General features: G+C 41.2%; 16 protein-coding genes and 1 riboswitch. Of the genes, 1 reads left to right on the forward strand and 15 read right to left on the reverse strand.

Annotation, left to right across the window (positions count from 1 at the left end; genetic code table 11):
* Nucleotides 1-126: 126 nt before the first annotated feature.
* From ABDZ91_RS03155 to ABDZ91_RS03190, 8 genes are all read right to left on the reverse strand, one after another.
* Entirely contained in the window at nt 127-2,595 is a 2,469-nt protein-coding gene (locus tag ABDZ91_RS03155) for a S8 family serine peptidase (protein ID WP_343796276.1), read from the reverse strand.
* Nucleotides 2,596-2,850: 255 nt separating this feature from the next.
* Complete coding sequence (locus ABDZ91_RS03160; protein WP_343796278.1) at nt 2,851-5,313, reverse strand: S8 family serine peptidase; 2,463 nt, start codon at nt 5,311-5,313, stop codon at nt 2,851-2,853.
* Between the two features lie 259 nt (nt 5,314-5,572).
* Entirely contained in the window at nt 5,573-6,760 is a 1,188-nt protein-coding gene (locus ABDZ91_RS03165) for a PDZ domain-containing protein (protein WP_343796280.1), read from the reverse strand.
* A 202-nt stretch (nt 6,761-6,962) separates the two neighbouring features.
* Nucleotides 6,963-8,402 (reverse strand): S41 family peptidase, encoded by a 1,440-nt coding sequence (locus ABDZ91_RS03170; RefSeq protein ID WP_343796281.1) that lies wholly within the window; start codon nt 8,400-8,402, stop codon nt 6,963-6,965.
* Nucleotides 8,403-8,763: 361 nt separating this feature from the next.
* Entirely contained in the window at nt 8,764-10,041 is a 1,278-nt protein-coding gene (locus ABDZ91_RS03175; RefSeq protein WP_343796282.1) for a homoserine dehydrogenase, read from the reverse strand.
* Nucleotides 10,038-11,114, reverse strand: a complete 1,077-nt coding sequence (gene metX / locus ABDZ91_RS03180; RefSeq protein ID WP_343796283.1) for a homoserine O-acetyltransferase MetX — start codon at nt 11,112-11,114, stop codon at nt 10,038-10,040. The genes ABDZ91_RS03175 and metX overlap by 4 nt, the downstream gene beginning before the upstream one ends.
* A 285-nt stretch (nt 11,115-11,399) precedes the next feature.
* Nucleotides 11,400-12,731, reverse strand: coding sequence for an O-acetylhomoserine aminocarboxypropyltransferase/cysteine synthase family protein (locus ABDZ91_RS03185; RefSeq protein WP_343796285.1), 1,332 nt, complete (start codon nt 12,729-12,731; stop codon nt 11,400-11,402).
* A 149-nt stretch (nt 12,732-12,880) separates the two neighbouring features.
* Nucleotides 12,881-12,992, reverse strand: a riboswitch (SAM riboswitch).
* A gap of 95 nt (nt 12,993-13,087) precedes the next feature.
* Nucleotides 13,088-14,230 (reverse strand): trans-sulfuration enzyme family protein, encoded by a 1,143-nt coding sequence (locus tag ABDZ91_RS03190; RefSeq protein ID WP_343796286.1) that lies wholly within the window; start codon nt 14,228-14,230, stop codon nt 13,088-13,090.
* Nucleotides 14,231-14,341: 111 nt separating this feature from the next.
* Here ABDZ91_RS03190 and ABDZ91_RS03195 point away from each other — a divergent pair, with 111 nt between their 5' ends.
* Complete coding sequence (locus ABDZ91_RS03195) at nt 14,342-14,842, forward strand: arsinothricin resistance N-acetyltransferase ArsN1 family A (protein ID WP_343796288.1); 501 nt, start codon at nt 14,342-14,344, stop codon at nt 14,840-14,842.
* Nucleotides 14,843-14,883: 41 nt separating this feature from the next.
* Here the strand turns inward: ABDZ91_RS03195 and ABDZ91_RS03200 are convergent, their stop codons facing one another.
* The 7 genes from ABDZ91_RS03200 to secA form a co-directional block, all read right to left on the reverse strand.
* Entirely contained in the window at nt 14,884-16,119 is a 1,236-nt protein-coding gene (locus ABDZ91_RS03200) for a murein hydrolase activator EnvC family protein (RefSeq protein WP_343796289.1), read from the reverse strand.
* A 74-nt stretch (nt 16,120-16,193) separates the two neighbouring features.
* Nucleotides 16,194-17,087 (reverse strand): permease-like cell division protein FtsX, encoded by an 894-nt coding sequence (ftsX, locus tag ABDZ91_RS03205; RefSeq protein WP_343796291.1) that lies wholly within the window; start codon nt 17,085-17,087, stop codon nt 16,194-16,196.
* Nucleotides 17,077-17,763: a cell division ATP-binding protein FtsE gene (gene ftsE / locus ABDZ91_RS03210; protein ID WP_343796293.1), complete on the reverse strand. Its 687-nt coding sequence runs from the start codon at nt 17,761-17,763 to the stop codon at nt 17,077-17,079. The genes ftsX and ftsE overlap by 11 nt, the downstream gene beginning before the upstream one ends.
* Before the next feature lie 700 nt (nt 17,764-18,463).
* Nucleotides 18,464-18,808 carry a cytochrome c551 gene (gene cccB, locus ABDZ91_RS03215; protein WP_343796294.1) on the reverse strand — a complete coding sequence of 115 codons (345 nt, stop codon included), beginning with the start codon at nt 18,806-18,808 and terminating at the stop codon, nt 18,464-18,466.
* A gap of 21 nt (nt 18,809-18,829) precedes the next feature.
* Nucleotides 18,830-19,693 carry a YitT family protein gene (locus ABDZ91_RS03220; RefSeq protein ID WP_343796295.1) on the reverse strand — a complete coding sequence of 288 codons (864 nt, stop codon included), beginning with the start codon at nt 19,691-19,693 and terminating at the stop codon, nt 18,830-18,832.
* A gap of 390 nt (nt 19,694-20,083) precedes the next feature.
* Nucleotides 20,084-21,185 (reverse strand): peptide chain release factor 2 gene (gene prfB, locus ABDZ91_RS03225; protein WP_343796297.1). Its coding sequence is split into 2 segments (ribosomal slippage): nt 20,084-21,112 and nt 21,114-21,185, totalling 1,101 coding nucleotides; the frame shifts between segments, so codons are not numbered across the junction.
* Nucleotides 21,186-21,311: 126 nt separating this feature from the next.
* Complete coding sequence (gene secA, locus ABDZ91_RS03230) at nt 21,312-23,831, reverse strand: preprotein translocase subunit SecA (protein WP_343796299.1); 2,520 nt, start codon at nt 23,829-23,831, stop codon at nt 21,312-21,314.
* Nucleotides 23,832-23,920: the final 89 nt, after the last annotated feature.

Consider the following 23,920-nt stretch of genomic DNA (forward strand, 5'->3'; position numbering starts at 1 on the left):
AATTTGGGTAAAACCTTAAAAAGGTTTATTTCCTATTAAGTTTGACAAAATTCAAGCTCAAATTCTATTAAGCAAAGGTAATAAATCTTCATAGTTCTTTAGTATTACAAAGATGAGATTAAACCGTTATTGTGTTAAGAAGGCATGGTAGTATCTTGAAATAGCTACAGCAAAATCCCCTCTTGTAACTGTTTGAGAAGGCGCAAAGGTAGCGTAAACTGTTGGCGTTAATTCATATGTCCCCTGTGTTATTTCAAAATAAGCATTTAATATATTTAAATCTAAAGCTAATTGAACATACCCTTTAAGTTCTGTTGGAATTTGATCTGCATCTTTAATGACAACTCTCTCTTCTCCATACTGTACGGTGAGCACGCCAGAAAAACTAGTTGCTTCTTCTTGCAGACCAAGTGCTTGAACTAGTGAATAGGCTAGCTCAGTTCTTGTAACTGAATCCTCTGATGCAAAGGTTCCATCCTCTTTAGCCTTCATAACACCATCAAAAACTTGGCGTATATCTTTAAAGGCTGCTCCTCTTGCCGTTACTGCTTCAGCATATGCTACATTATGAGACTCAACATCTAGCAAGGTTGTATTTTCTGGGAGATATTGACGGATTTCAGCACCCATTACCAAATATTTAGCTAATTCAATTCTTTTTAATTGTTGATCAGGTTTAAATGTTCCGTTCTGATACCCATCTAGCAATCTCTCACTTACTGCCATTTTTATAGCTTCTGAGGCTTCATGGCCCTCAATGTCATCTAACCCCGTGTATCCACTGACTCTTGAAAATTTTAAGGTTCCATTTACCACTTCAGGTAATGCAATCCCGTCAGTAGGATTTATTTCTTCTCCCCTTAATCCGCGTAATTCTGCCTTCCAGGTACCTGGCATCGGATTATTCACTGAAACGGTTCGATCATAGTATAGAGGGAATAATAAACTAATCCCTGAGCTATACTCTGTCCCATCTGGAGCAACCAATACTAAGTTGATTGAATTGCCTGTTTGACTCAAAATACCTTCTCCGTTCACTTTTGCTACTAAGCTACTCAATCCTTCCGTAACCGTGAATACATGGGCATTATCAGAAACAAGAGTAACTGGATTATAATCAATCGAAAAGTCTTGTTGTGTTGTTTCACTTTCCACTTCACTATTAAAATTTTCGTATAAGTTAACTGTTTCACCATATGGCCTATTAGAAAAAGCTTTGTCAACTGCTGCGTATGCATTGACATAACCTGCACCTACCTCCCAGGATTCATATCCCGGCATATTTGTAGCTGTTTTTTGCAATAGCTCCTTAACGTCTGAAGGTGATAATAACGGATTAGCTTCTAATAGTAAGGCAACAATTCCTGCAACATGCGGCGTGGCCATAGATGTTCCGCTCATAACCGTGTAGTAAGGAAGGTATGCTGTTTCAATCATAGCTGCATCCACGTCAGCCGAGAGTAATGTTAGAGGGGAAACAGTCTTGGTTGAGATAATATCAACCCCTGGTGCTGTTATTGTTGGACGATCCTCCCAAGTCCACTCTTGCCCATTTAATGTGAACGTGCCACCTACTCCTTTTGTACCTCGTGATGAAAAATCAGCAAGTTTACCACTTTTTTCACCAGCAGCAACCGAAATGACCCATGGAGCTTTTGCATAAGGATTATGTGTGTTTTCACCTGGGCCTTCGTTTCCAGCTGCAAACAAAACAACAATCCCTCTGTCAAAAGCAGCTTTACTCGCTATATTAACAGGGTCATATGGATCAAAATCACCTGAAGAACCCCAAGAATTCGTGATAATGCGAATGTTGTATTCCTCTTGGTGTGTAATCGCGTAATCAAAGCCACCTAATGAATCAAGAACCAAAAGCGCACCACCTGAGCCATAGCCAATCAGATCTGCCCCTGGAGCTACACCTTCATGTTTTCCGGCTGACATTGCCCCTGTTCCACCTACCGTTCCAGCTACATGAGTACCATGTCCTGAGTTGGTATCTGTATTGATTACCCCTTCAGTATAGGAAACTGGAACAATACCAGTAATGCTACTTAAGTTAGTAGTTCCTAAAACGTTTTGCACTAAATTTCTGCCATACTCGATATCTTTGTGTGTTCCGTCCACTCCACTATCATTTACAACAATCCCAACGCCCTTACCTGTAACTGGTAAACCACCATTTTGCTTACGAAACTGATCATCCGTCCGTAGTTTGTCTACACCTGTAACAGCAGTAGAAATGTCATTTACATATTCTAGACGTTTATTTAAGTAAATAGAGAATACTTCATCGCTTTCAGTTAGTTTTTCAATCTGTGCCTTTGTTGCTACAATGCCAGCCATCGGTAGAGACTTCATAGTTGTTCCAATTTTAATTCCTAAGTCCTTTAATAGCTGCATTTGGTTATTAGTTGGTGCACCTGTAGCATTAAAAGTTACAATCACTTCAAATGGACCAGACTCTGTGAACAATACCTCTTGAAGTTGATCATCCAAAATGACTTGGCTAGAAGCTTTGACAAAATAGTTGGATGAAAGACTAATGGACAACAATAGAGTCATAGTAAGTAAAGCACATAGTATTTTCCTCATTACATAACCACCTTTTTAAAAATGTGAAAATTCTTATAACTATTATCAAATTTATTTGCTCCAAAACCTATTCCACAAAGGTTATAAAATGGAGGGATTTTAGTACTATTTATAGCTATACAAAAGTAGTAGGGAAAGAATGGGATTCCCAACGTACAACCGTGAACTGTACCAAAAAGGCAAACTCATTGCTCTCCCATTAAAAGAGAGTACATGAAAATTTTGATTTTCATGTACTCTTATTATCTGTTTTATTTAATATGCTGCAAAATATCGAGAAATCGCTACTGCATATTCTCCTCTTGTAACATGACCATTTGGATTAAATGTAGCTTTAACGGTCGGCTGTAAATCATAAGGACCCTGAGTGATGTCAAAGTATGCATGTAAAATATTTAAATCTAACGCAAGCTGTACGTATCCTCGAAGATGACTAGGAATTTCACCTGCATCTTCAACTGGGATTCTTTCCCCCTTGTATTGTACCGTGATTGAATCAGCCATTTTCGTTTCTGCTTCTTTCTGTAATCCTAAATTTTGCACGAGACTATAAGCTAATTCCGCACGTGTAACACTTTGTTTCGGAGAGAACTTTCCATCACTAGTTGGAAGTAAGACTCCTTTATTTGTATTGGACGTGTCACGAAGCGCTGCACCTGTTGCAGCTACTGCCTCTGCAAAAGCTATTTCTGTCTCTTTTACATCTTTAAAAGATTTTGCACCTGATAATGGTAAGTATTGACGCACACCAGCACCCATTACCAAAAATCTGGCCAATTCTATTCGATTCAAGTTTTCATCCGGACGGAAATTTCCGTCAGAATAGCTATCTAGCAAACGTTCTGTAACCCCAAGCTTAATAGCTGCTTCTGCAGGATGCCCTTCTATATCTTGTAAACCAGTAAATGACCCAGCTTTTTTAAAGGATAGTTCACCTTGGATTGTTTCTTCAAGTGCTACTCCATCTAGCCCTTCCAGCTGTAATGTCCAGGTGCCTGGCTGAGGTGAAATAACCTGAACAGTCCGATCCGTATAGAGAGGAAATAATACATATATTCCTGAACTATATCGCGTTCCATCCGGAGCAATCAATACAAGGTTAATCGTATTTCCTGTTAAACCTAGTAGTCCATATGCGTTAATTTTGGCTGTTAACTCTGTTAAACCTTCTTCTACCTGGAATTCTAATGTATTACCGGTTAAATTGAGTGAACTGTATGAAATCGTAAATGGTTCCCTTTTCACATCCATTTCAACATTCGCATAAAACTGTTGATTAGCATTAACAGTTGTTCCATAAGGTCGGTCTGAGAAGGCAGCATCAACAGCCGCATAAGCATTTACATAACCTGCTCCTACTTCCCAATCCTCATATCCAGGCATATTGGTTGCTGTATTATGAATGATATCCTTTACTTCATCAGGTGATAAAAATGGGTTTGCTTCTAACATTAAAGCTACAACACCCGCAACATGTGGGGCAGCCATGGAGGTTCCGCTCATTGTTGTGTAGTACGGTAGGTGTGCAGGCTCTATGTTATTTACATCATCTGTAGCACCTAAGCTAGAAACTGGTGCGATAACTCTAGTCGAAATAATACCTTCACCTGGTGCTGTAATAGTCGGCTGATCTTCCCAAGTAAAGCTTTTTCCATCAACTTCTACTGTTCCACTCTTTCCATCAGCACCACGTGAGGAAAAATCCGTTAATTTACCATTTTTGGTACCAGCTGCAACGGTAATGACCCAAGGAGCTTTTTTATAGTTACCTGAGATTGTCGATTCTCCAGGCCCTGAATTTCCTGCTGAAAAAATGGTGATAATTCCACGATCATACAATCTTTTCGTGGCAATATTGATTGGGTCATATGGATCAAACGGTGTTCCTGCATCACTCGTGGTTCCCCAGGAATTTGTAATCACACGAATGTTGTATTCAGTCTGGTGTGTTAATGCATAATCAAATCCACCAATGGTGTCCAATATAGCAACAGCCGCTCCGGATCCATATCCAATGATATCTGCTCCAGGTGCTACTCCTTCATATTTTCCACTCGACATTTCACCCGTTGCTCCTACAATACCGGCAACGTGCGTTCCATGTCCCCCAGTACTATCTGTATTAGGAACATTCTCTACATAAGTAATAGGTAACAAAGTATCCAATGCGTGTAAATTAGTGGATGCCATTACGTTTTGTACGACGTGGTTCCCATATTCTAAATCAGGATGAGTACCGTCTATTCCACTATCATTGACTACAACCCCAATCCCTTTTCCTGTAACCGGTAAACCACCGTTTAGCTTGCGAAGAGTGTCATCTGTACGTAGACGATCAACCCCAGTTATTTCTGTTCCAGTGTCGTTCTCATATTCCACCTTTTCATTGTCATAAATGGAATATACCTCTGGACTATTGAGTAAAGCGTTTATTTGATCTGCAGTAGCGAGAACACCTGCTATTGGCAGACTTTCAAATGTAACCCCAGATGTAATCCCTACATTACGAAGTAGATTAAGTTGAGATTCCGTTGGACCGTTGTCACTTCTAAAGGTAACGATTACTTCAATTGGTTCAACCGTTGTCCCTAATAAACTTTCCAAATCCGGATCTAGATGTGCTTCTGATAGCTGAATAGTTGCATCAACCGTTGGTCCTATCGTAAACCATGACGAGATAACCAGGATCGCTGATAAAAAAATGGCTTTTAATTTCATAAACTTACCTCCAGACTGAATATTCTTACTTTTAATTATTATCCAATACATAGACTGGTAGCTATTCTGCTTTTGGGGTAAGTTTCTGAACAGATGGACTATTTTCACATACTACAAAAGTATTACTGTTTAAATGAAGAAAGACGCCAATGTTGGCGTCTTTCAGACAGTCGACAGATATAATTTTAAATAAGGCACACTAATATATAAAAATGACTACATTTATTAGGTATGGAGAGTAAGAGTATAGCATTTACAACTATACTACCGCCTTTTGTTGTTCTGATACATCATCAACGAATAATAGACCCAACTCATGATGCTCCCCTTCATAAAGGGCCCTTTGAGCAAAACGGATTTCGCCTTCAAAGTTTAGGATTTCGAGCTTGCAGTATGATCTATTTTTTTGCAGATGATAGTAGAATTCATCTGGAGTACGTATGGATTCTCCGTTTATCCTTGTAATGGTTTCACCGACCTGTACCCCCATTTTTTCTGCAGGTGAAAGTGGATGAATTCCGATTACAACGAGACCTTGATTCCGCGCAGTATAAAGGCTAGCTTTTGTTTGATCATGGTGACGAATAGACCAAGCAATCGCTTCTCTTCCTATAATGGCTGCTCCAATGACGAGGTAGCTGTACACCATTCCATAGAGTGAGAGAAAGCTTGCAGCCCCAATCATTACACCAAGGTAGAGTACATATTTCCCTTCGCGCTTCGTACCTTCACTTGTGAGCATCCCTTGGAACCTTCTTCTATAACCTAACGGAATCGGAAGAATAATGGGGGTAAAGCCCTCCTGTCCAATAGGAAGAACAGGCCACCATTCCCACGGTGCAGCTAATTCACCTGGCACAAACAAAATGAGTGGTAGTAACCATAACCGGTCAATTTCTTGTACACCGATCGTTCTTCCTCTTTTACTTTGTGTTAAAAGTGGAGACGTGAATTGGTTACCATTTTTAATAATTAGGAATCCTTCTACTACTAGCAGCAATCCTAGTAAAACGAGAAAACTTAACGCTAGTTGGTTATTGAATTCAATTGAATACCCCAACAGAGGAATTTCCTGTATGAAGACTGGCAGAAAAGAAGCTAATACGAGAGCTCCTCCTAGAACGTAAGCTGGAGATAACAGTTGGTATTGTAGTGTTAAGGAAAGCAAGAGGAATAATATTCCGGCTAACACCAAGATACCTGGTGAAACGGTGACACCAGTAACAACCGTCACTAAAGATAAAATAGCACCAATCAGTAAACTATATGTAAAAGCTGTTTTTAATTCCTGATACCCATCAAATACCCTGCTATGAAATTGAGATCGCTCTCTTTTCACACGTCGATATCCCATAAGCACTGCGTAAAAAATGACAAAGTAGAAAATAGGATTTAGAAAAAAGAAGCCGACACCTTTTAAAAGCTCAAACAACCAATCATTTGCCACAAGAAACCACCACCCTCGAAGTCTTCTAAACGTTGCAACTCTATTACTCTCTATTGTAGCAAATTTAATAGGAAAAGAGGAAATATTTTTACAATGGGACAAGGTTCCTGTCCCCTCTGTCCCAACACAAAAAGGACGCGCCATCTGATATTTGGCACGTCCTTCATTTTATATGATCTCCTTGGGGAGGAAACACCGGTTACTACTTCTTTTTCGCAATTATGTTTAAGGCTGTTTGAAGCTGTAGGTCGTATCTCGGATCCTTGATTTTATCTAATACTGCTTTTTCCATTGCAGCGGCTGTAGATGAATCGATTACACCTGACATTGGCATCCCATTCATTTGTTGGAAGGCCTTTACAGCGATTTCGGTTTTATGACTAAAATAGCCATCTACTCTACCTGGTTGTAAGCCTAAGCTTTCTAGAATGATTTGTGCGTTTTTCACATGTTCATCATTCATATCTTTTTTCAATGGTTCTTCCAATTGAATCGGGTGGGTTCGGTAAAAATCTGGTTGTTTCATTTCAATATTTGGCTCTATCCCTTTACCGTGGATCCAGTTTCCATTTGGTGTTAGCCACTTGTACAAGGTCAGCTTAATGTTACTTCCATCACCCATGGAAACGGCTTGTTGTACAGTTCCCTTACCAAAAGTCTTTTCGCCTACCAATGTATAGCCTTCTACTTCTTTTAAGGCAGCTGCTAAAATCTCGGAGGCAGAAGCACTTCCTTTATCAATAAGGAGAGCAATCGGGTATTCCTTCGATTTCTTCAGCTCTGTATAATATTGAAGCTTCTTACCTGTACGCTCCTCAATTTGAACATACGGTTTGTTATTGGTCACTAAATCTCTTAAAATATGCTGTACACTGTCGAGTAAACCACCTGGGTTTCCACGAACATCTAGTAACAGACCTTCTATCTCTTTTTCTTCCAGACTCTCTAATTGCTTATGAAAGTCCTGTGCAGTATTTTTAGAGAAAGAAGTGATTTCAATATAGCCGATGGTTTTCCCGTTCTTCTCAAAGGTTTTGGAAAATACCGTTTCATTCGGAATCTCTGCTCGTTCAACAGGGATTTCAAGCGGTTTGTTCATACCTTCTCTTTTAATTAGAAGGTTCACAACACTCCCCTTTTCCCCGCGAATCATCATTGTCACGTCATAAAGGTCCATCCCACTTACACTTTTTCCATCCACTTCGAGGACTTCATCATTCGGCTTCAGACCCGCACTTTCTGCCGGAGAATTCTTAAAAGGAGAGATAATATAAATCTTCCCTTCAATCTTACTAATCTCGGCTCCAATTCCTTCAAATTCGGACTCTAATGTATCTGAAAACTGTTTGGTCGTTTCCTCATCCATGTATACCGAGTATGGGTCGTCTAATGCAGAGATCATCCCCTGGATTGCACCTTCTACTAACTCTTGTTTCGGTACTTCCTCTACATAGCCAGAAGAAATTAAATCATAGGCTCTTTGTACTTTTTGCAAGCTTTCACTTAGCTCAAAACTTTCTTCATGACTTTGTGAACCTTCCTCTGTATCCGAATCAAACAATGAACTTGATCCCACATATACTCCACTTGCTCCTGTCACGATGGAACAAGATAACGTTATGGCTAACCATTTTCGATTCATTCAGCTCCCCCTAACACGTTGCAGTATGTATGATGCCTTTACATCAATATATGTACAGGCTTGGGGGATTATGAGACAAACTTAAGCCATTATAAAAAACTAGATAGACTTCTAGTAAATTTAGAATTTGAATTCAGGAAAACTCGGCATATTAATATTTGTACATCTGGTACACAAACTTTTGCTTATTCCTTATTACCATGTAATGAAGCACAAGGGTTGGCGGCCGTGCATAGCAGTCCGGGGATGGAACTTGTTGTTCATTCCTTGGAACATCAGGATGGCTACTGTCTCTTACACTGAGTTTGTTATGGAGTAATAAAAAAACAGGTGATCACATTGTGATGTCACCTGTTTTTATTTAAAAAGCGAGGGAATTTAAGCAAGGAACCTTGGGTTGGTCAGAATTCAACTCTTTCCACTCTTTTGCTCCTCGAATCTCATATAGCCGAACCATGGGCAATCGAGTCTTCCATTCATAGATGGTTTTGTCATCCCCTAAGAATAAAATCGCCTTCCACTTTTGCCCCGATTTATGCTTGATTAACTTACCACTTGTAATGAACGGAGTTGGAAGTGATGGATTTTGAGGAACAAATAGAAGCCATTGTTTAAGTAATTTAGTCGCACCTCCCTCCACCTCATCTAGCTGGATAGTCTTGGAACCCTTTCTTTGTAGAGAGGGGCGCAGGACTTGAACCAAATCCTCGACCATTGCACTGGCGGTCGGTAACCTTCCCGCTCCTGGACCTTGAAACATCAACGAACCTACTAAGCTAGCCTCCACATTCACTGCATTATCTACCCCATCAACATGGTAGAAAGGGTGCTGATTGGGTACAACTATGGGCATCACTTTTCCCTGCAATCCTCTGGAAGACGGCTCGATGGAAGCAACATGCCGAAACCGATAACCAAACTCTTCAGCTAGCTCCATCTGTTCACGGTCAACCTTAGATATTCCCTCCCGTTGAACTTCTGTCCAATTTGGCTGTTCTCCATAAAGTAAATCAGATAAGATCATCAGCTTATAAAAAGCATCATCCCCTTCCACATCTGCGGTTGGGTCCGCTTCTGCATAGCCTTTCTTTTGAGCATCAGCAAGGACTTCTTCAAAAGAATGACCATTTTCTCTCATTTCGGTCAAAATATAGTTGGAAGTTCCGTTCAAAATGCCTTCTAGCCTGTGAACTTGATTTACTCTTAAAAGCTCAGAGAGAGAGCGAATAATTGGAATTCCACCAGCTACGGATGCTTCGTATCCAACATGAACTTCATTCTCATCCGCTAGTTGTTGTAATTCATTTCCATGATGGGCAAACATCACCTTGTTAGCTGTTACTACATGGCAGCCATGCTGAATAGCTTTTTTCAGGTAGGAGAATGCCGGTTCACACCCTACAATGGCTTCCAACACCACATCAATATGACCAAGTTCCAAAATGTCATCAAAATTGGTTGTCCACACGATACCAGGTGGAATGTCTCTCACCTTCAATGGATCCTTCACTAAAATTGCGTCGACAACGATCTCTGCACCCAATAATCGCTGAAGCTCCTTTTGATGGGAGTGAATACTCTCCACCACGCCTTGCCCAACGGTTCCATAGCCTAACACTGCGACATGAATGATTGTCAATCATCCTCCCCCTTTCTTGTTTCTAATTCTTCTTTTAATAAAGGACCCCATTTTTCGAACTCAACTAAAAATCCGTCGTGACCAAAAATGGTGTCCACTTCTATGAACGTTCCATTTGGTACTTCATCTGCAAATTCCTGAATTCTAGTTGACTCGTATAACAAGTCTCCGTTATAAGCAAGGCATAGCACAGGCGCTTTGATTTGACTAGCAGCCTTTTTCCAACCTCCTCTTCCACGTCCAATGTCATGATTGTTCATCGTGTGTAAGAGCCTGAGGTAGCTATTCGCATCAAATCGTTTTCGAAGTTTTTCTCCTTGGTAGTTTAAATAAGAGTCAATCTGATATTCCGCTGGGAACCCTTCTGTTTTTGTCTCACGGTTAAACCGATCCGTAAAAAGCTGTGGAGTCCGGTACGTGACCATTCCTACCATTCTGGCAATATCTAAACCTTTGATTTGGGCAGAGGCATCATAGTAACCCCCATTCCAAGCTGGATCGTTTTGAATGGCTTCAATCGCAATCCGGTTAAAAGCCATCCCGTAATCACTCATTTCAGGTGTAGATGCCAGGACTATTAGATAATCCATAAAGGAAGGGTAAAGAATTCCCCACTCCATCACCTGCATGCCACCTAGTGACCCGCCCATCACAGCGTGAAGAGAAGAGATACCTAGCTGATCCAAGGCCTTTTTCTGAGCATGAACAAGGTCTCTTACAGTGGGGTATGGAAAATCTCCTTGGTACGGTTTTTTCGTCTGTGGGTTTATTGAGGTTGGTCCAGTTGAGCCATTGCAGCCACCCAGTACATTGAAGGTAATGATTTGAAAATAGTGGGTATCAATGATATGCTCCGGTCCAATGAGACCGCTCCACCAGCCGGGTTCCTCTATGGTCCCCACAGTAAATTGGTTGCCGGTTAATGCATGGCAAACGAGGATAGTGGGGCCACCTGGATTACCGGTTCTCTCATAGGCAACCTCGACCTCATGTAAAACCTCTCCGGATTCGAGGACAAACGCCCCGATGTTGACAGTGTTTAGTTCATAATGGAGTTTAGCCCTCGAATTCACGGTCTTTCCTCTTTTCTTTTGATATTGATTTATTTAAAGCCGGCAAGACGGACACAGAATCCGTTATTTACCCAAAATCACGGCTTTTTTGCCATTTCGCGGACAGACGGTCTGTTATTTGGCTATTTTTTGATGAAATTGACCACATTTTGCCGCAATAACGGAACTAGTGTCCGCGAAACCCTCCAAAACCCTGTTTTTTACACAAATAGCGGAACCTGTGTCCGGCAAAACCAAACGAACGAACTTCCCGCACACAAAACAACCGGCCCCACCTATTAACCTCTATTTCTCCGAATCTACCGCTACTTCCACTCTGGAGGACTGACCCGTTGCTTCAAAAATCGCACGGTCTAAATCATTCGCGATATCTTTAAACGATTCAATTCCAACAGACAAACGAATTAACTCTTCGGTTACACCCGTTAACTTCAGCTCTTCCGCACTCAACTGTTGGTGTGTTGTGGAAGCTGGATGGATTATCAACGACTTCGCATCCCCAACATTCGCCACATGGGACCACAGCTCCACATTATCGATCAGCTTACGACCTGCTTCTCTTCCACCTTTGATTCCAAAAATGACAATGGAGCCAAAGCTATTGTTTAAGTATTTTTTAGCCAACTCATGAGATGGGTGATCCTCTAATCCAGGATAAGAGACCCAATCAACAGCCGGATGTTCTTGTAAAAATTGAGCGAGCTTTTGTGCATTTTCATTATGTCTTTCCACTCGTAAGTGCAGGGTTTCTAATCCTTGTAAAAACAAGAAAGCGTTCTGTGGACTTAAGCAGGAGCCAAGGTCACGTAGCAATTGAACGCGCAGTTTATACGCGAACCCTAATCCACCAAAGTCAAAGGCATAACGTACGCCATTGTAGCTTTGGTCTGGCTCTGTAAAGCCTGGGAACTTCTCTGAATTCCAATCAAATTTTCCACTATCAACCACAACTCCTCCAATGGCTGTACCGTGTCCGCCAATCCACTTCGTTGCAGAGTGAACAACAATGTCTGCTCCCCATTCAATCGGTTTACATGCAACTGGGGAAGCGAAAGTATTATCGACAATGAGTGGCACGCCATATTCATGTGCGATACTAGACACTTTTTCTACGTCTAGTACGTTGAGACTTGGGTTCCCAATAATTTCAGCGTAGAATGCCTTCGTCTTATCGGTTACAGCCTCACGGAAGTTTTCTGGGTCTGATGCATCAACAAATTTTACGTTGATTCCGTATCTAGGAAGGGTAACCGCGAATAAGTTGTACGTTCCACCATAAAGATTGGTCGCGGCAATGATTTCATCACCAGCTCCTGCAATATTCAATATGGATAGCGCAATGGCAGCCATTCCTGAAGATGTCGCAACTGCAGCTCCTCCCCCTTCAAGCAGGGCAATTCTTTGTTCGAATACATCCACTGTTGGATTCATAATACGAGAGTAAATATTGCCTGCTTCTTTTAAACCGAAAAGATTTTGAGCATGTTCTGTGTTGTTGAAAACATAAGAAGTGGTTTGATAAATCGGGACAGCACGAGAACCTGTGACAGGGTCCTTCGTTTGACCTCCGTGTAAAAGTAGTGTTTCTAAGCCATAAGAGTCTTGTGAATGTGTCATGCAAATTCCTCCTTAAGATTTGTTTTATCATTTTTAATCTACGTACTAGGAAAATTCGCTACAAATCAAATTTGGATGGGAAATAACCGAAGAATGAAGAGGAACGAAAAAACCCTCTTCATAAGAAGAGGGTGAAAATTCTAGTCCTCCTCTTATCTCTCAGATCCTGGGTGATCTGTAGGAAGTAGCACCTTATCAAACCGATGTTTGATGGTTGCCGGGCTTCATCGGGCCTAATCCCTCCGCCGCTCTTGATAAGAGATATTTTATTGTAGTAACGCACTAAACGAGAGTCTTGCTTGAGTTGAATTATATCGGAGTTAAAAACTCCACGTCAACCATTTTTTTGTAAATTTTTATTTTTTGGCAAATTCTAACGCGTTCTCAAAAGCCAATTTGATATCATCAAACTTTTCTATACCAACAGATATACGCACCACATGCTCCGTTATGCCTAACTTTTTTTGTTGCTCTTCTGGAAGTGAGCGGTGTGAAGTTGCGATTGGATAGGATACTGTTGTTTCAACTCCAGCTAACGATGGTACAATTTTAATCCAAGTGAGGCTAGAGAAAAAACGATTCATGTCTACATCGGGCTGAAGTTCAATCGTAACCATAGCCCCGTTTCCTTTTTCTGAAACTCCCTTAGGAAAAAAGACCTTTTCTACAGCTGGATGCTGTCTGAAATAGTCCGCTAGTTTCGCTGCATTGTCACATTGTTTTTCCATACGTAAAGCTAGAGTCTTGATCCCTCGGCATGCTAACCAAGCTTCGAACGGACTTACATTCGCACCCCAAGACACAACTTTTTGCCTTACTTTTTCAATGAGAGAGCTACTCCCTACCATCACCCCTGCTGTTACATCACTATGCCCACCATTGTATTTCGTGGCAGAATGAGCAACAAGGTCAATCCCTAACTCAATCGGCTGAACGAGGTATGGAGTCGCAAATGTATTATCAATCATCGTAACTAGGTTATGTTTTTGAGCAAGCTTTACCATTGCTCTAAGGTCCTCTACTCGAAGAAATGGATTCGTTATGGACTCGGAAAAAAGCAGTTTTGTTTTTTCAGTTATTGCCTTTTCCATTTCTACAGGGCTGGAAAAATCGACAAACGAGACTGTAATCCCCATGTCCAAGAGCTGATTCTGTAAAAAATGGTAGGTGCCACCATACACATCCTCACTAGCAATTAGGTGATCTCCTGTTTTACAAACCGCTAGTACACCCGCCATAATGGCTGAAATTCCAGAAGACGAGGCCACTCCTGCTTGAGCATTTTCAAGTTGAGCAACAGCTTGTCCTAACTCATCGGTGTTTGGATTTCCCATTCTTGTATATAAATAAGCGCGCTCACCCGTATAGTGAGCTTCCAATTCTTCTAAGTTTTTAAACGAAAAAACAGAGGTTTGGTAGATTGGAGTCGTTTTACTTCGGTTTACAGTTTCTTGATCCAGACCGAAATGAACGGTACTTGTTTCAAATGATTGAGCCATAATCAAGACTCCCTTTCTGTGCGTGATTTTTCTAGTTTCCGCATTTATTGTACACCTTTTTACCAAGAGAATATATACTTCTAGTAACAAGATATTTTGGAGGAATTACCCATGAATAAGCTGACAGTAAGGGACGCAACTCTTTCCGATATAGAAGCGATCCGCACCATTTATAATCAAGGAATTGAAGATCGGATTGCTACCTTAGAAGTAGAGTTAAAAACTACTGAGTTTATGAAAGATTGGTTTTGTAGCCATGGTGAAAGATACTCTATTTTAGTAGCTGAAAGGAATGCTGAAATCGTAGGTTGGGCTTCATTAAATCCATACAGTCCACGTGCAGCTTACAGGGGTGTAGCCGATTTGTCAGTTTACATAGCTAGAGCTTCTCGTGGAAAAGGTGTTGGGACGGTCCTTCTTCAGGAAATTGAAAAGCGGGCAGTGGAAAATGATTTTCATAAGATTGTTCTTTTTACTTTTCCATTTAATCAATTGGGGCAAACTCTCTATAACAAGATGGGATATCAGGAAGTGGGAACTTTTCGGAATCAGGGGATCATAGATGGAAAGTTTGTGGACGTGATGGCGATGGAGAAACTGTTAAGAAAGTAAAAGGCTTGGCACATGCGCCAAGCCTTTTTATAACTTCTCTATTAGAATGATAGGTATTTACGAGGGTTTACAGCATTGGACTTTTTAGCATTCCACGGTCCTTCATGGATTTCAAAGTGTAAATGCTGTCCAAAAGAATACCCTGTATTCCCCATGTTACCGATTTTTGTACCGCGTGCGACCACTTGACCCTCGCTTACGTCACGAGAAGAAAGGTGAGCATAAACGGTTGTATAGATTTTACCGTTAATGGAGTGACTGATGAATACCGCATTTCCATAGCTGACAGAGTAGTATGAACGAATAACAACACCATCTGCCGCTGACACGACAGGCACAGTTCCACCTTTAGCAATATCTAAGCCGTAATGGAATTCTCCCCATCTAGCTGCAAATTCAGAAGATACATATCCTGCTGCTGGTACCATGAAAGTTCCACCCGTATCTTTCGGGTATGAGCCTCCATTTGCTTGAGCGGCTTTACGTTGTCTTTCTAATTCTGCCAAACGTTCTTTCTCTAATTGAATAGCCTTTTTCATAGCGGCTTCTTGAGCTTTTAATAATTCTTCTTCTTCTTGTAAATCCATGACTTCAGCTTCGATGTGCTCCTGTTGTTCGCGAAGCTTGGCCACAAGAGCATCTTTTTCTTTACGTTGTGCATCCAAAGTTGCCTTCATATCTTCAAGTTCTAGACGAAGAGTTTCCAGGGCTGCTAGCTCATCTTCTTGCTTTTTCTTTAAGTTTTCCATCGTTTCTAAATCTTTTTCATGCTCTTTGATCAACTGCTTGTCCGCATCCATGATAGTAGAAACGGCATTAACACGATCTAAGAACTCACCAAAACTATTCGCACCAAGTAGAACATCTAAATAACTGATAGCCCCACCAGAACGTTGGAAAGAGCGAGCGCGCTCTTTTAATAACTCATTTCTCTTCTCAATTCGAATCCCAAGGTCTCTGATTTCAGCTTCAAGAAGTGCAATTTCTTCTTTTTTATTGGAAATCTCGATATCTTTTTGGGCAATCTTTTCATTCGTTTCTACAATCTGTGTATCAATGGCTTGCATCTGTTTCTTTAATTCTTCTTGCTCAGCTTTTAAACTACTAATCTCAGCATTTTTGCTGTCTATATCACTGCTTACACCTTCACGCTTATCTTTAATATCATTTTGTTGCTTTTGTAGGTCCGATAATTTGGATGCTTCAGCAACACCGTAGGTCAGTGTACCGAGTAGTAAAACGACTGCTGTAACAATCGTTAATCCTGACTTTCTCAATGTATTCCCCCTGCCTCTCATCTAACGAAATATGTAAGATGCGGAGCTGAAGCGTCGTGTTCAGCTCCCACACTTTATGCTTTCAAGAATTTACGAATCGACATTGTACTTCCCCAAACACCAATTAGAGCGCCTAGCAAAATGAGTAATGCTGATAATTGGTAGATAAATGGCGTGTACTCTAGTATTTGAATAAAACTTCCTTGTAGTTTCGGAGATAGATAATCAAATACATAACGATATAACATGGCGATGACGAATATCGGAAAGAGCGATCCTAGTACACCAAGCCAAATTCCTTCAAGGAAAAATGGCCATCTGATGAATCCATTGGTTGCCCCTACTAAACGCATAATCTCAATCTCTTTTCTTCTGGCAAGGATGGTAATTTTAATTGTGTTGGAGATTAAGAACATCGCAGTAAATAGTAATCCGATGATTAAAACTAAACCAACATTCCGACCTATTTCTAAGATGTTAAATAAGTTTTCAATTTTTCCGGCACCATATTCAGTGTCACTAACACTCTGTAAAACTTGAATTTTATTGGCAACAGCTTGTGTGTTTCGTGGGTCAACGGCTGTCACTATATATTTGTTGTGTAGAGGATTTTCCTGTTCCCATAATGAGAAGAGTTCACCTTCATCCCCCATGCTTTCAGCAAAAGCAGCAAGTTCTTCTTCCTTTGAAGAAAATGTCACGGATTCAACACCGCTGAGCTTTTTAATTTGTTCACCTAATTGGTCTATTTCATCCTGACCTGCCGTCAGATCAATGTAGACGTGGATTTCAACATCCTCTTCCAACGACGTCGCAACTGAGTTCAAATTCATCATGATAAGAAAAAATACACCAACGAGTAACAATGTAACGGTTACGGCACTGACAGATGCAAACGTCATCCAACCATTACGACCTAAACTCTTTAAACTCTCACGAAAATGACGACCGAGGGTTCTAGCTTTCATAGCCGTACTCCCCTTTCTCTTCATCGCGAGCAATTTGACCATTTTCTACAGCAATGACACGATGTTTTAATCTGTTAACGATATCCTTGTTGTGTGTCGCCATTACCACAGTGGTCCCACGGTTATTGATTTCTTCAAAGATTTTCATAATCTCCCAGCTAGTTTCTGGATCCAAGTTTCCTGTAGGCTCGTCCGCAATGACGACCTTCGGCTTGTTCACAATCGAGCGAGCAATGGAAATTCTTTGCTGCTCTCCACCAGAAAGCTCGGTTGGAAGCATTCTTGCCTTATGCTTTAAGCTAACTAAATCCAAAACCTCCATCACTCTTCGACGGGTTTGCTTTGGAGTTTCTTCGATTACTTCAAGGGCAAACGCTACGTTTTCATACACCGTTAATTTTGGCAGTAGCTTGAAATCCTGGAAGACTACGCCCAAGTTTCTTCTAAACATGGGGACTCTACTATTTCGTAGTTTTGAAAGATTGGTCCCATTTACAATAACAGAGCCCTTTGTTGGCCTCTCTTCTCTATACATCATTTTTATAAAAGTAGATTTACCAGCTCCACTGGGACCTACAACATAAACAAATTCACCTTTTTCTATCTTTACGTTAATGCCATTTGCAGCCATAACGCCGTTTGAATACTTCTTATAAACGTCAATCATCTCTATCATGTAATTAACCACCCAAATGTTGTTTGTCTCGTCTATAAAGCAAGTTCTTTGCAGGGTACTACTTTCTCTATTTGTCAGCGCACCACAACATAAAACACTAGTATATAAAATTGTATACTGAACGAATCTTCAAATCTACTAAATTTCGACATTATTGCCCAGTCAATATTTTACAAATTATCGTAATTTAACCGATATTTCTGGTCTCAAAATTATTATAACATCTGAATTGTCAAAAAAACGGAGAAAAATATTACATTTTCTTTTCAAACTGGTACTTTCTTACCAGAATTACCAACAAAATGTGAAAGAATTTTGTCGATTGTTGGAAGATTGTAGTTGTAGGGCCTATTGTTATTTTTGGAGGCAATAGGCTTTGGGGAGGAATTTTTGGTGGGCTATCGGAAAACTTTTGGGTTCTATCGGAAATTTTGGTGGGCTATCGGAAAACTTTTGGGTTCTATCGGAAATTTTGGGTGGGCTATCGGAAAACTTTCAAGTTCTATCAGAAATTATAAGCTGGATATCGGAAAACTTTGGGATCCTATCGGAAATTTAATACTGGCTATTGGGAAACTTTTAGCTTTTATCAGAAATTTTAAAGTGGCCTCCGGAAAACAAGTCTATTAACTCATGGCTGGCTTTTTTAAAAATTTCCCCACAAATAAAAAACTGACCCTAAAAGAGTCAGTTCTTTCACTTATTTTAAAGTAGCAAGCCATTCTGCTAGGGTAGCGGCTTCCTCGCCTTGGTATAGTCCAGCAGGCATTCCACCTTCCTTACCGTTGACGATGATGTTTTCAATTTCAGCTTGATCATATTTGGCGCCGACATTTTTTAGTCCCGGAGCATTCCCTTGACCTTCCATGTTACGTCCGTGACAATTCAGACATTTTTGTTCGTAAAGTGGCTCTGCTTTGACGGCAATCGCTGTGTTTTCCTTGCCACCATCCTCAGTTGTTGTGTCCTGTTCGTCTTCCCCACCACCGCATGCTGCTAGGATAAGTACAGTGAAGAAAAGAAAAGCAGTTATTTTTTTTGGCATATGCGTTTTCCTCCTAATGGATTATCCTCGTTTAAATCCTTCCCCTAAAACTTCAGAAGCATCCATTACAACTACAAATGCATTAGCATCTATACTTTTTACAAGGTCTTTTAGCTTTGTGAACTCAGTTTGATCTACCACGCACATCAGTATAGAGCGTGCATTATCGGTGTAACCCCCGTATGCTTGTAGTTTTGTCACGCCACGTGGAATTTTATGCAAAACTCCTTCTCTAACCTGTTGCTCATAATCGGTGATGATCAGCGCCATTTTGGATCGCTTCAATCCAATCTGCACGACATCAATAGTTTTACTAGTTGTATAAAGTCCTATGAGTGCATATAATCCGCCTTCAACATCGAACACAATCGCAGCGGCAAGAACAATCATTCCATCGATAATGGCCACACAGGTCCCGAGGCTTAAACCACTATATTTATGAACAATCTGTGCTGCCAGGTCTGTCCCACCTGTGGACGCATTACCTCTGAACACAATTCCTAAACCTAAACCGACACCCATGCCTCCGAAAAGCGCGCCAAGAAGCGGATTTAATGTGAACGGCTCCCAATCCTTTGTTAAAAGAACCACAAAGGGTAAAAAGAGAGTCCCTATCAAGGTTTTAACCCCGTATTGAAATCCTAAAAAAATGAGTCCTGCTATAAAGAGAGGGATATTTAAAGCCCATTGAACAAACGCTGGCTCCCAGCCAAGAACGGCATCCAAAATGGTACTGATCCCGCTAACTCCACCGGAAGCAACACGGTTTGGTAATAAAAGCACATTAAATGCAATGGCCACAATGGCCGAACCCACTAACACATGGGCGTATTCCGATACTTTGTGTAAAAATGGGGGCGTGGTGTCTGTGTAACCTTTACTCATCTGTCATTCTCCTTTATGTATCCCACATACCTATTGTCTGATTAAACCTTTGAGATTATAACATCGGCTTGGAAATGTGTGAATAACAGTGTTGTAACGTGGTAAAGGGGTAAAATTTGTTTTATGGGAGAGTGCCGGTTGTGGGGGTGGGAGTTGCTGCTTTGGTATTGGGTTGCTGAAGCTCGAGTTCTGGATCCTGGACCCTAAGTTCTGAATTCTTCACCCTGAGTTCTGAATTCTGCACTCTGAGTTCTGAATTCTTGACCCTAAGTTCTGAATTCTGCACCTTGAATTCCGAATTCCAACCCCTGAGTTCCGAATTCCGACCCCTGAGTTCTGAATTCCACCTAATACAAAAAAAAACACCCCAACAAAGTCAGGGTGCCTCCACTATTGAATCTGCGAACGCAAATAAGCATCGATAAATGAATCTAAATCTCCATCCATAACCGCTTGAACATTACCTGTTTCAGCACTTGTACGGTGGTCTTTGACCATGGAGTAAGGGTGAAAAACGTAAGAACGAATTTGGCTTCCCCATCCGATTTCTTTTTGCTCACCACGGATTTCAGCCATTTCTTTTTCTTGTTCTTCGATTTTCTTTTGGTATAGTTTGGCTTTTAACATTTTCATCGCTTGTTCACGGTTTTTGATCTGTGAACGCTCCGATTGACAGGTTACAACAACACCTGTTGGGATATGTGTAATACGAACAGCAGAGTCAGTTGTATTGATGTGCTGACCACCTGCTCCACTTGCACGGTACGTATCCACTTTAATGTCTTCGGTGCGCACTTCAATGTTGATTTCATCATTGAATTCTGGCACAACTTCACAAGAAACGAAAGAAGTATGACGGCGGCCAGACGCATCAAATGGGGATATACGTACAAGGCGGTGAACACCTTTTTCAGCCTTCAAATAACCGTATGCGTTATGTCCTTTAATTAAAAGAGTAACACTCTTGATCCCCGCTTCATCACCCGGAAGGTAGTCCAAAGTCTCAACCTTGAAGCCTTTTCGCTCTGCCCATCTTGTGTACATGCGAAGCAACATGGAACCCCAGTCCTGAGACTCGGTTCCACCTGCACCAGGATGCAATTCTAAGATGGCATTGTTCTTATCATATGGCTGACTCAATAGAATCTGAAGCTCAAACGTGTTGACTCTATTAAGCAAGTCCGTTAGCTCGGTCTCTAGTTCTGCAAGCAAATCTTCGTCGCTTTCTTCCTTCACCAATTCATAAGTTAACTCAAGGTTCTCATGGACTTCCACCATGTCCTTGAATTCATTAACTTGATCCTTCAATGCATTGGATTCATTGATTACAGTTTGAGCTTGTTGCTGGTCATTCCAGAAGTTAGGCTCAAGCATGACTTCATCAAGCTCAGCCATTCTTGCCTCTTTGTTTTCTAAGTCAAAGAGACCCCCTGAAGTCCGCTAATTTCTTAGCTGTTTTGTCTAGCTCTTGTTTGATTTCAAATAGTTCCATTTCCTTCACCTCTATAAAAATTATGCTAGTGACTAGCTTCCTGTCATTTAGTTAAGTGGGACAAGGTTCCTGTCCCTCTGTCCCACAGATAAAGAGAGCTGGTCTGTGGGACCAACTCTCTTGGTTTTATTCTGCCGCACCGTGACATTGTTTGTATTTTTTACCGCTACCACATGGGCATGGGTCGTTTCGTCCGACGTCTACTGTTTTACGGACTGGCATGCGTTTTTTCTTGTTATCCCCGTCGCTTTGACCTGGGTTGACTGCATGTCCTTTTGCCACTTCTTGACGCTGTAGGTTTTCACGGATTTCTGCCTTCATGACATATTTGGCTACATCTTCTTCGATGTTTGCGATCATGTCTTCAAACATAGCGAAACCTTCATGCTGGTATTCACGAAGTGGGTTGATTTGACCGTAGGCACGTAAATGGATACCTTGACGAAGCTGATCCATCGCATCGATGTGGTCAATCCACTTAGAGTCAACAGAACGCAGTACGATAACTTTTTCAAATTCACGCATACGTTCAGCTTCCATGGACTCTTCTTTTTCGTTATAGCGCTCGATTACCTTTGAGTACACCATATCGACAACGTCTTCATGTTCTTTACGTTTGATGTCCTCTAGCGTAATGTCGCCTTCACGAAGTAGATTCGCATTGATGAAGTCAATTAAACCTTGTAGGTTCCAATCTTCCTCATCTTCATTTCTTGGCATATAGGCCTCGACGTTTCGTTCAATAACAGATTTAATCATTTTCTCAACGATTTCTCTTAAGTTCTCAGACTCAAGAACTTCTGAACGTTGACCATAAATGATTTCACGTTGCTGACGAAGGACATCATCATATTGTAAAAGCTGTTTACGTGCATCAAAGTTGTTACCCTCTACACGTTTTTGTGCAGATTCAACAGCACGGGAAACAATCTTACTTTGAATGGGTTGTGAATCATCCATTCCAAGACGACTCATCATGTTTTTCATATTGTCAGAACCGAAACGGCGCATCAATTCATCTTCCATAGATAGATAAAATTGAGTAACCCCTGGGTCCCCTTGACGTCCAGAACGTCCACGTAACTGGTTATCAATACGACGACTCTCATGTCGCTCTGTACCAACAACCGCTAAACCGCCAACTTCTTTTACACCTTCACCAAGTTTAATATCGGTACCACGACCAGCCATGTTTGTTGCGATCGTAACTGCACCTTGTTGGCCAGCGTTTGCGATAATTTCAGCCTCACGACCATGGTTTTTCGCGTTCAAAACGTTGTGGCGAATCCCTTTTTTAGTGAGAAGCTTTGAAATCAATTCAGAAGTTTCGATGGCAACCGTACCAACAAGAACAGGTTGTCCTTTTTGATGACGTTCTGAAATTTCCTCAACAACCGCACGGAACTTTCCATCCATAGACGCGTAGATTAAATCCGGACGGTCATCACGAGCAATCGGCTTGTTCGTAGGAATCGCAATAACATTCATGTTATAAATGTTACGGAATTCCTCTTCCTCCGTCTTCGCTGTACCTGTCATACCGGAAAGCTTTTCGTACATACGGAAGTAGTTCTGGAACGTAATCGTTGCCATGGTCATACTCTCGTTTTGAATGTCCAAGCCTTCTTTTGCTTCAATAGCTTGGTGGAGACCATCACTATAACGACGACCTTTCATCAAACGACCCGTAAATTGGTCAACGATGACAACCTCACCATCTTGAACCACGTAATCTACGTCGCGTTGCATAGAAGAATGTGCACGTAGAGATTGGTTAACGTGGTGGTTCACTGTTACGTTTGCAAGATCGAATAAGTTTTCAATACCAAAGAATTTCTCAGCCTTTGACATCCCTTGTTCTGTCAGCTGAACACCTTTTGTTTTTTCATCATAAGTGAAGTCGTCTTCTCTTTTTAACGTACGAACAAACGCATTCGCTTGAATGTAAAGCTCCGTCGATTTTCTAGCAGACCCCGAAATAATCAAAGGCGTTCTCGCTTCATCGATTAAAATGGAGTCGACCTCATCGATTACAGCAAAGTGCAATGGACGTTGGACCATTTGCTCTTTATACAACACCATGTTGTCACGAAGATAATCGAATCCAAACTCATTGTTTGTACCATATGTGATATCTGCATTGTATGCAGCTTGTTTTTCCTCTTTTGAAAGTCCATTTTGGTTCAGGCCAACTGTAAGACCAAGCGCTTCAAAAAGCTGCCCCATCTCAGTCGCGTCACGACCCGCCAAGTAATCGTTCACCGTGATGACATGAACACCTTTACCAGTAATCGCATTTAAATAAACAGGCATCGTGGAAGTTAATGTTTTACCTTCCCCTGTTTTCATCTCTGCAATATTACCTTCATGAAGAGCCACGCCCCCCATTAGCTGAACGCGGAAAGGATACATCCCAAGGATCCGTTTGGAAGATTCACGTACAACCGCAAATGCCTCAACTAAAAGGTCATCCAGTGTTTCCCCTTTTTGATAACGATCCTTAAACTCATCCGTTTTCGCACGAAGCTGCTCGTCCGAAAGCTTCTCCATATCAGAAGCTAATGCTTCAATTTTGTCCGCAATTTTCTCAAGGCGCTTTAAGTCACGCTTATTCGGATCAAAAATTTTATTTAAAATTCCAGCCATGATTCCGCTCCTTTTCCCTACACTGGTCGAACCAGCTAGTCTAGTAGCTTAAGCAAAAGAAACTCGGGCCATCCCGAGAATGTTATTTC

Source organism: Bacillus carboniphilus (assembly GCF_039522365.1).
GTDB classification, from domain to species: Bacteria; Bacillota; Bacilli; order Bacillales; family JC228; genus Bacillus_BF; species Bacillus_BF carboniphilus.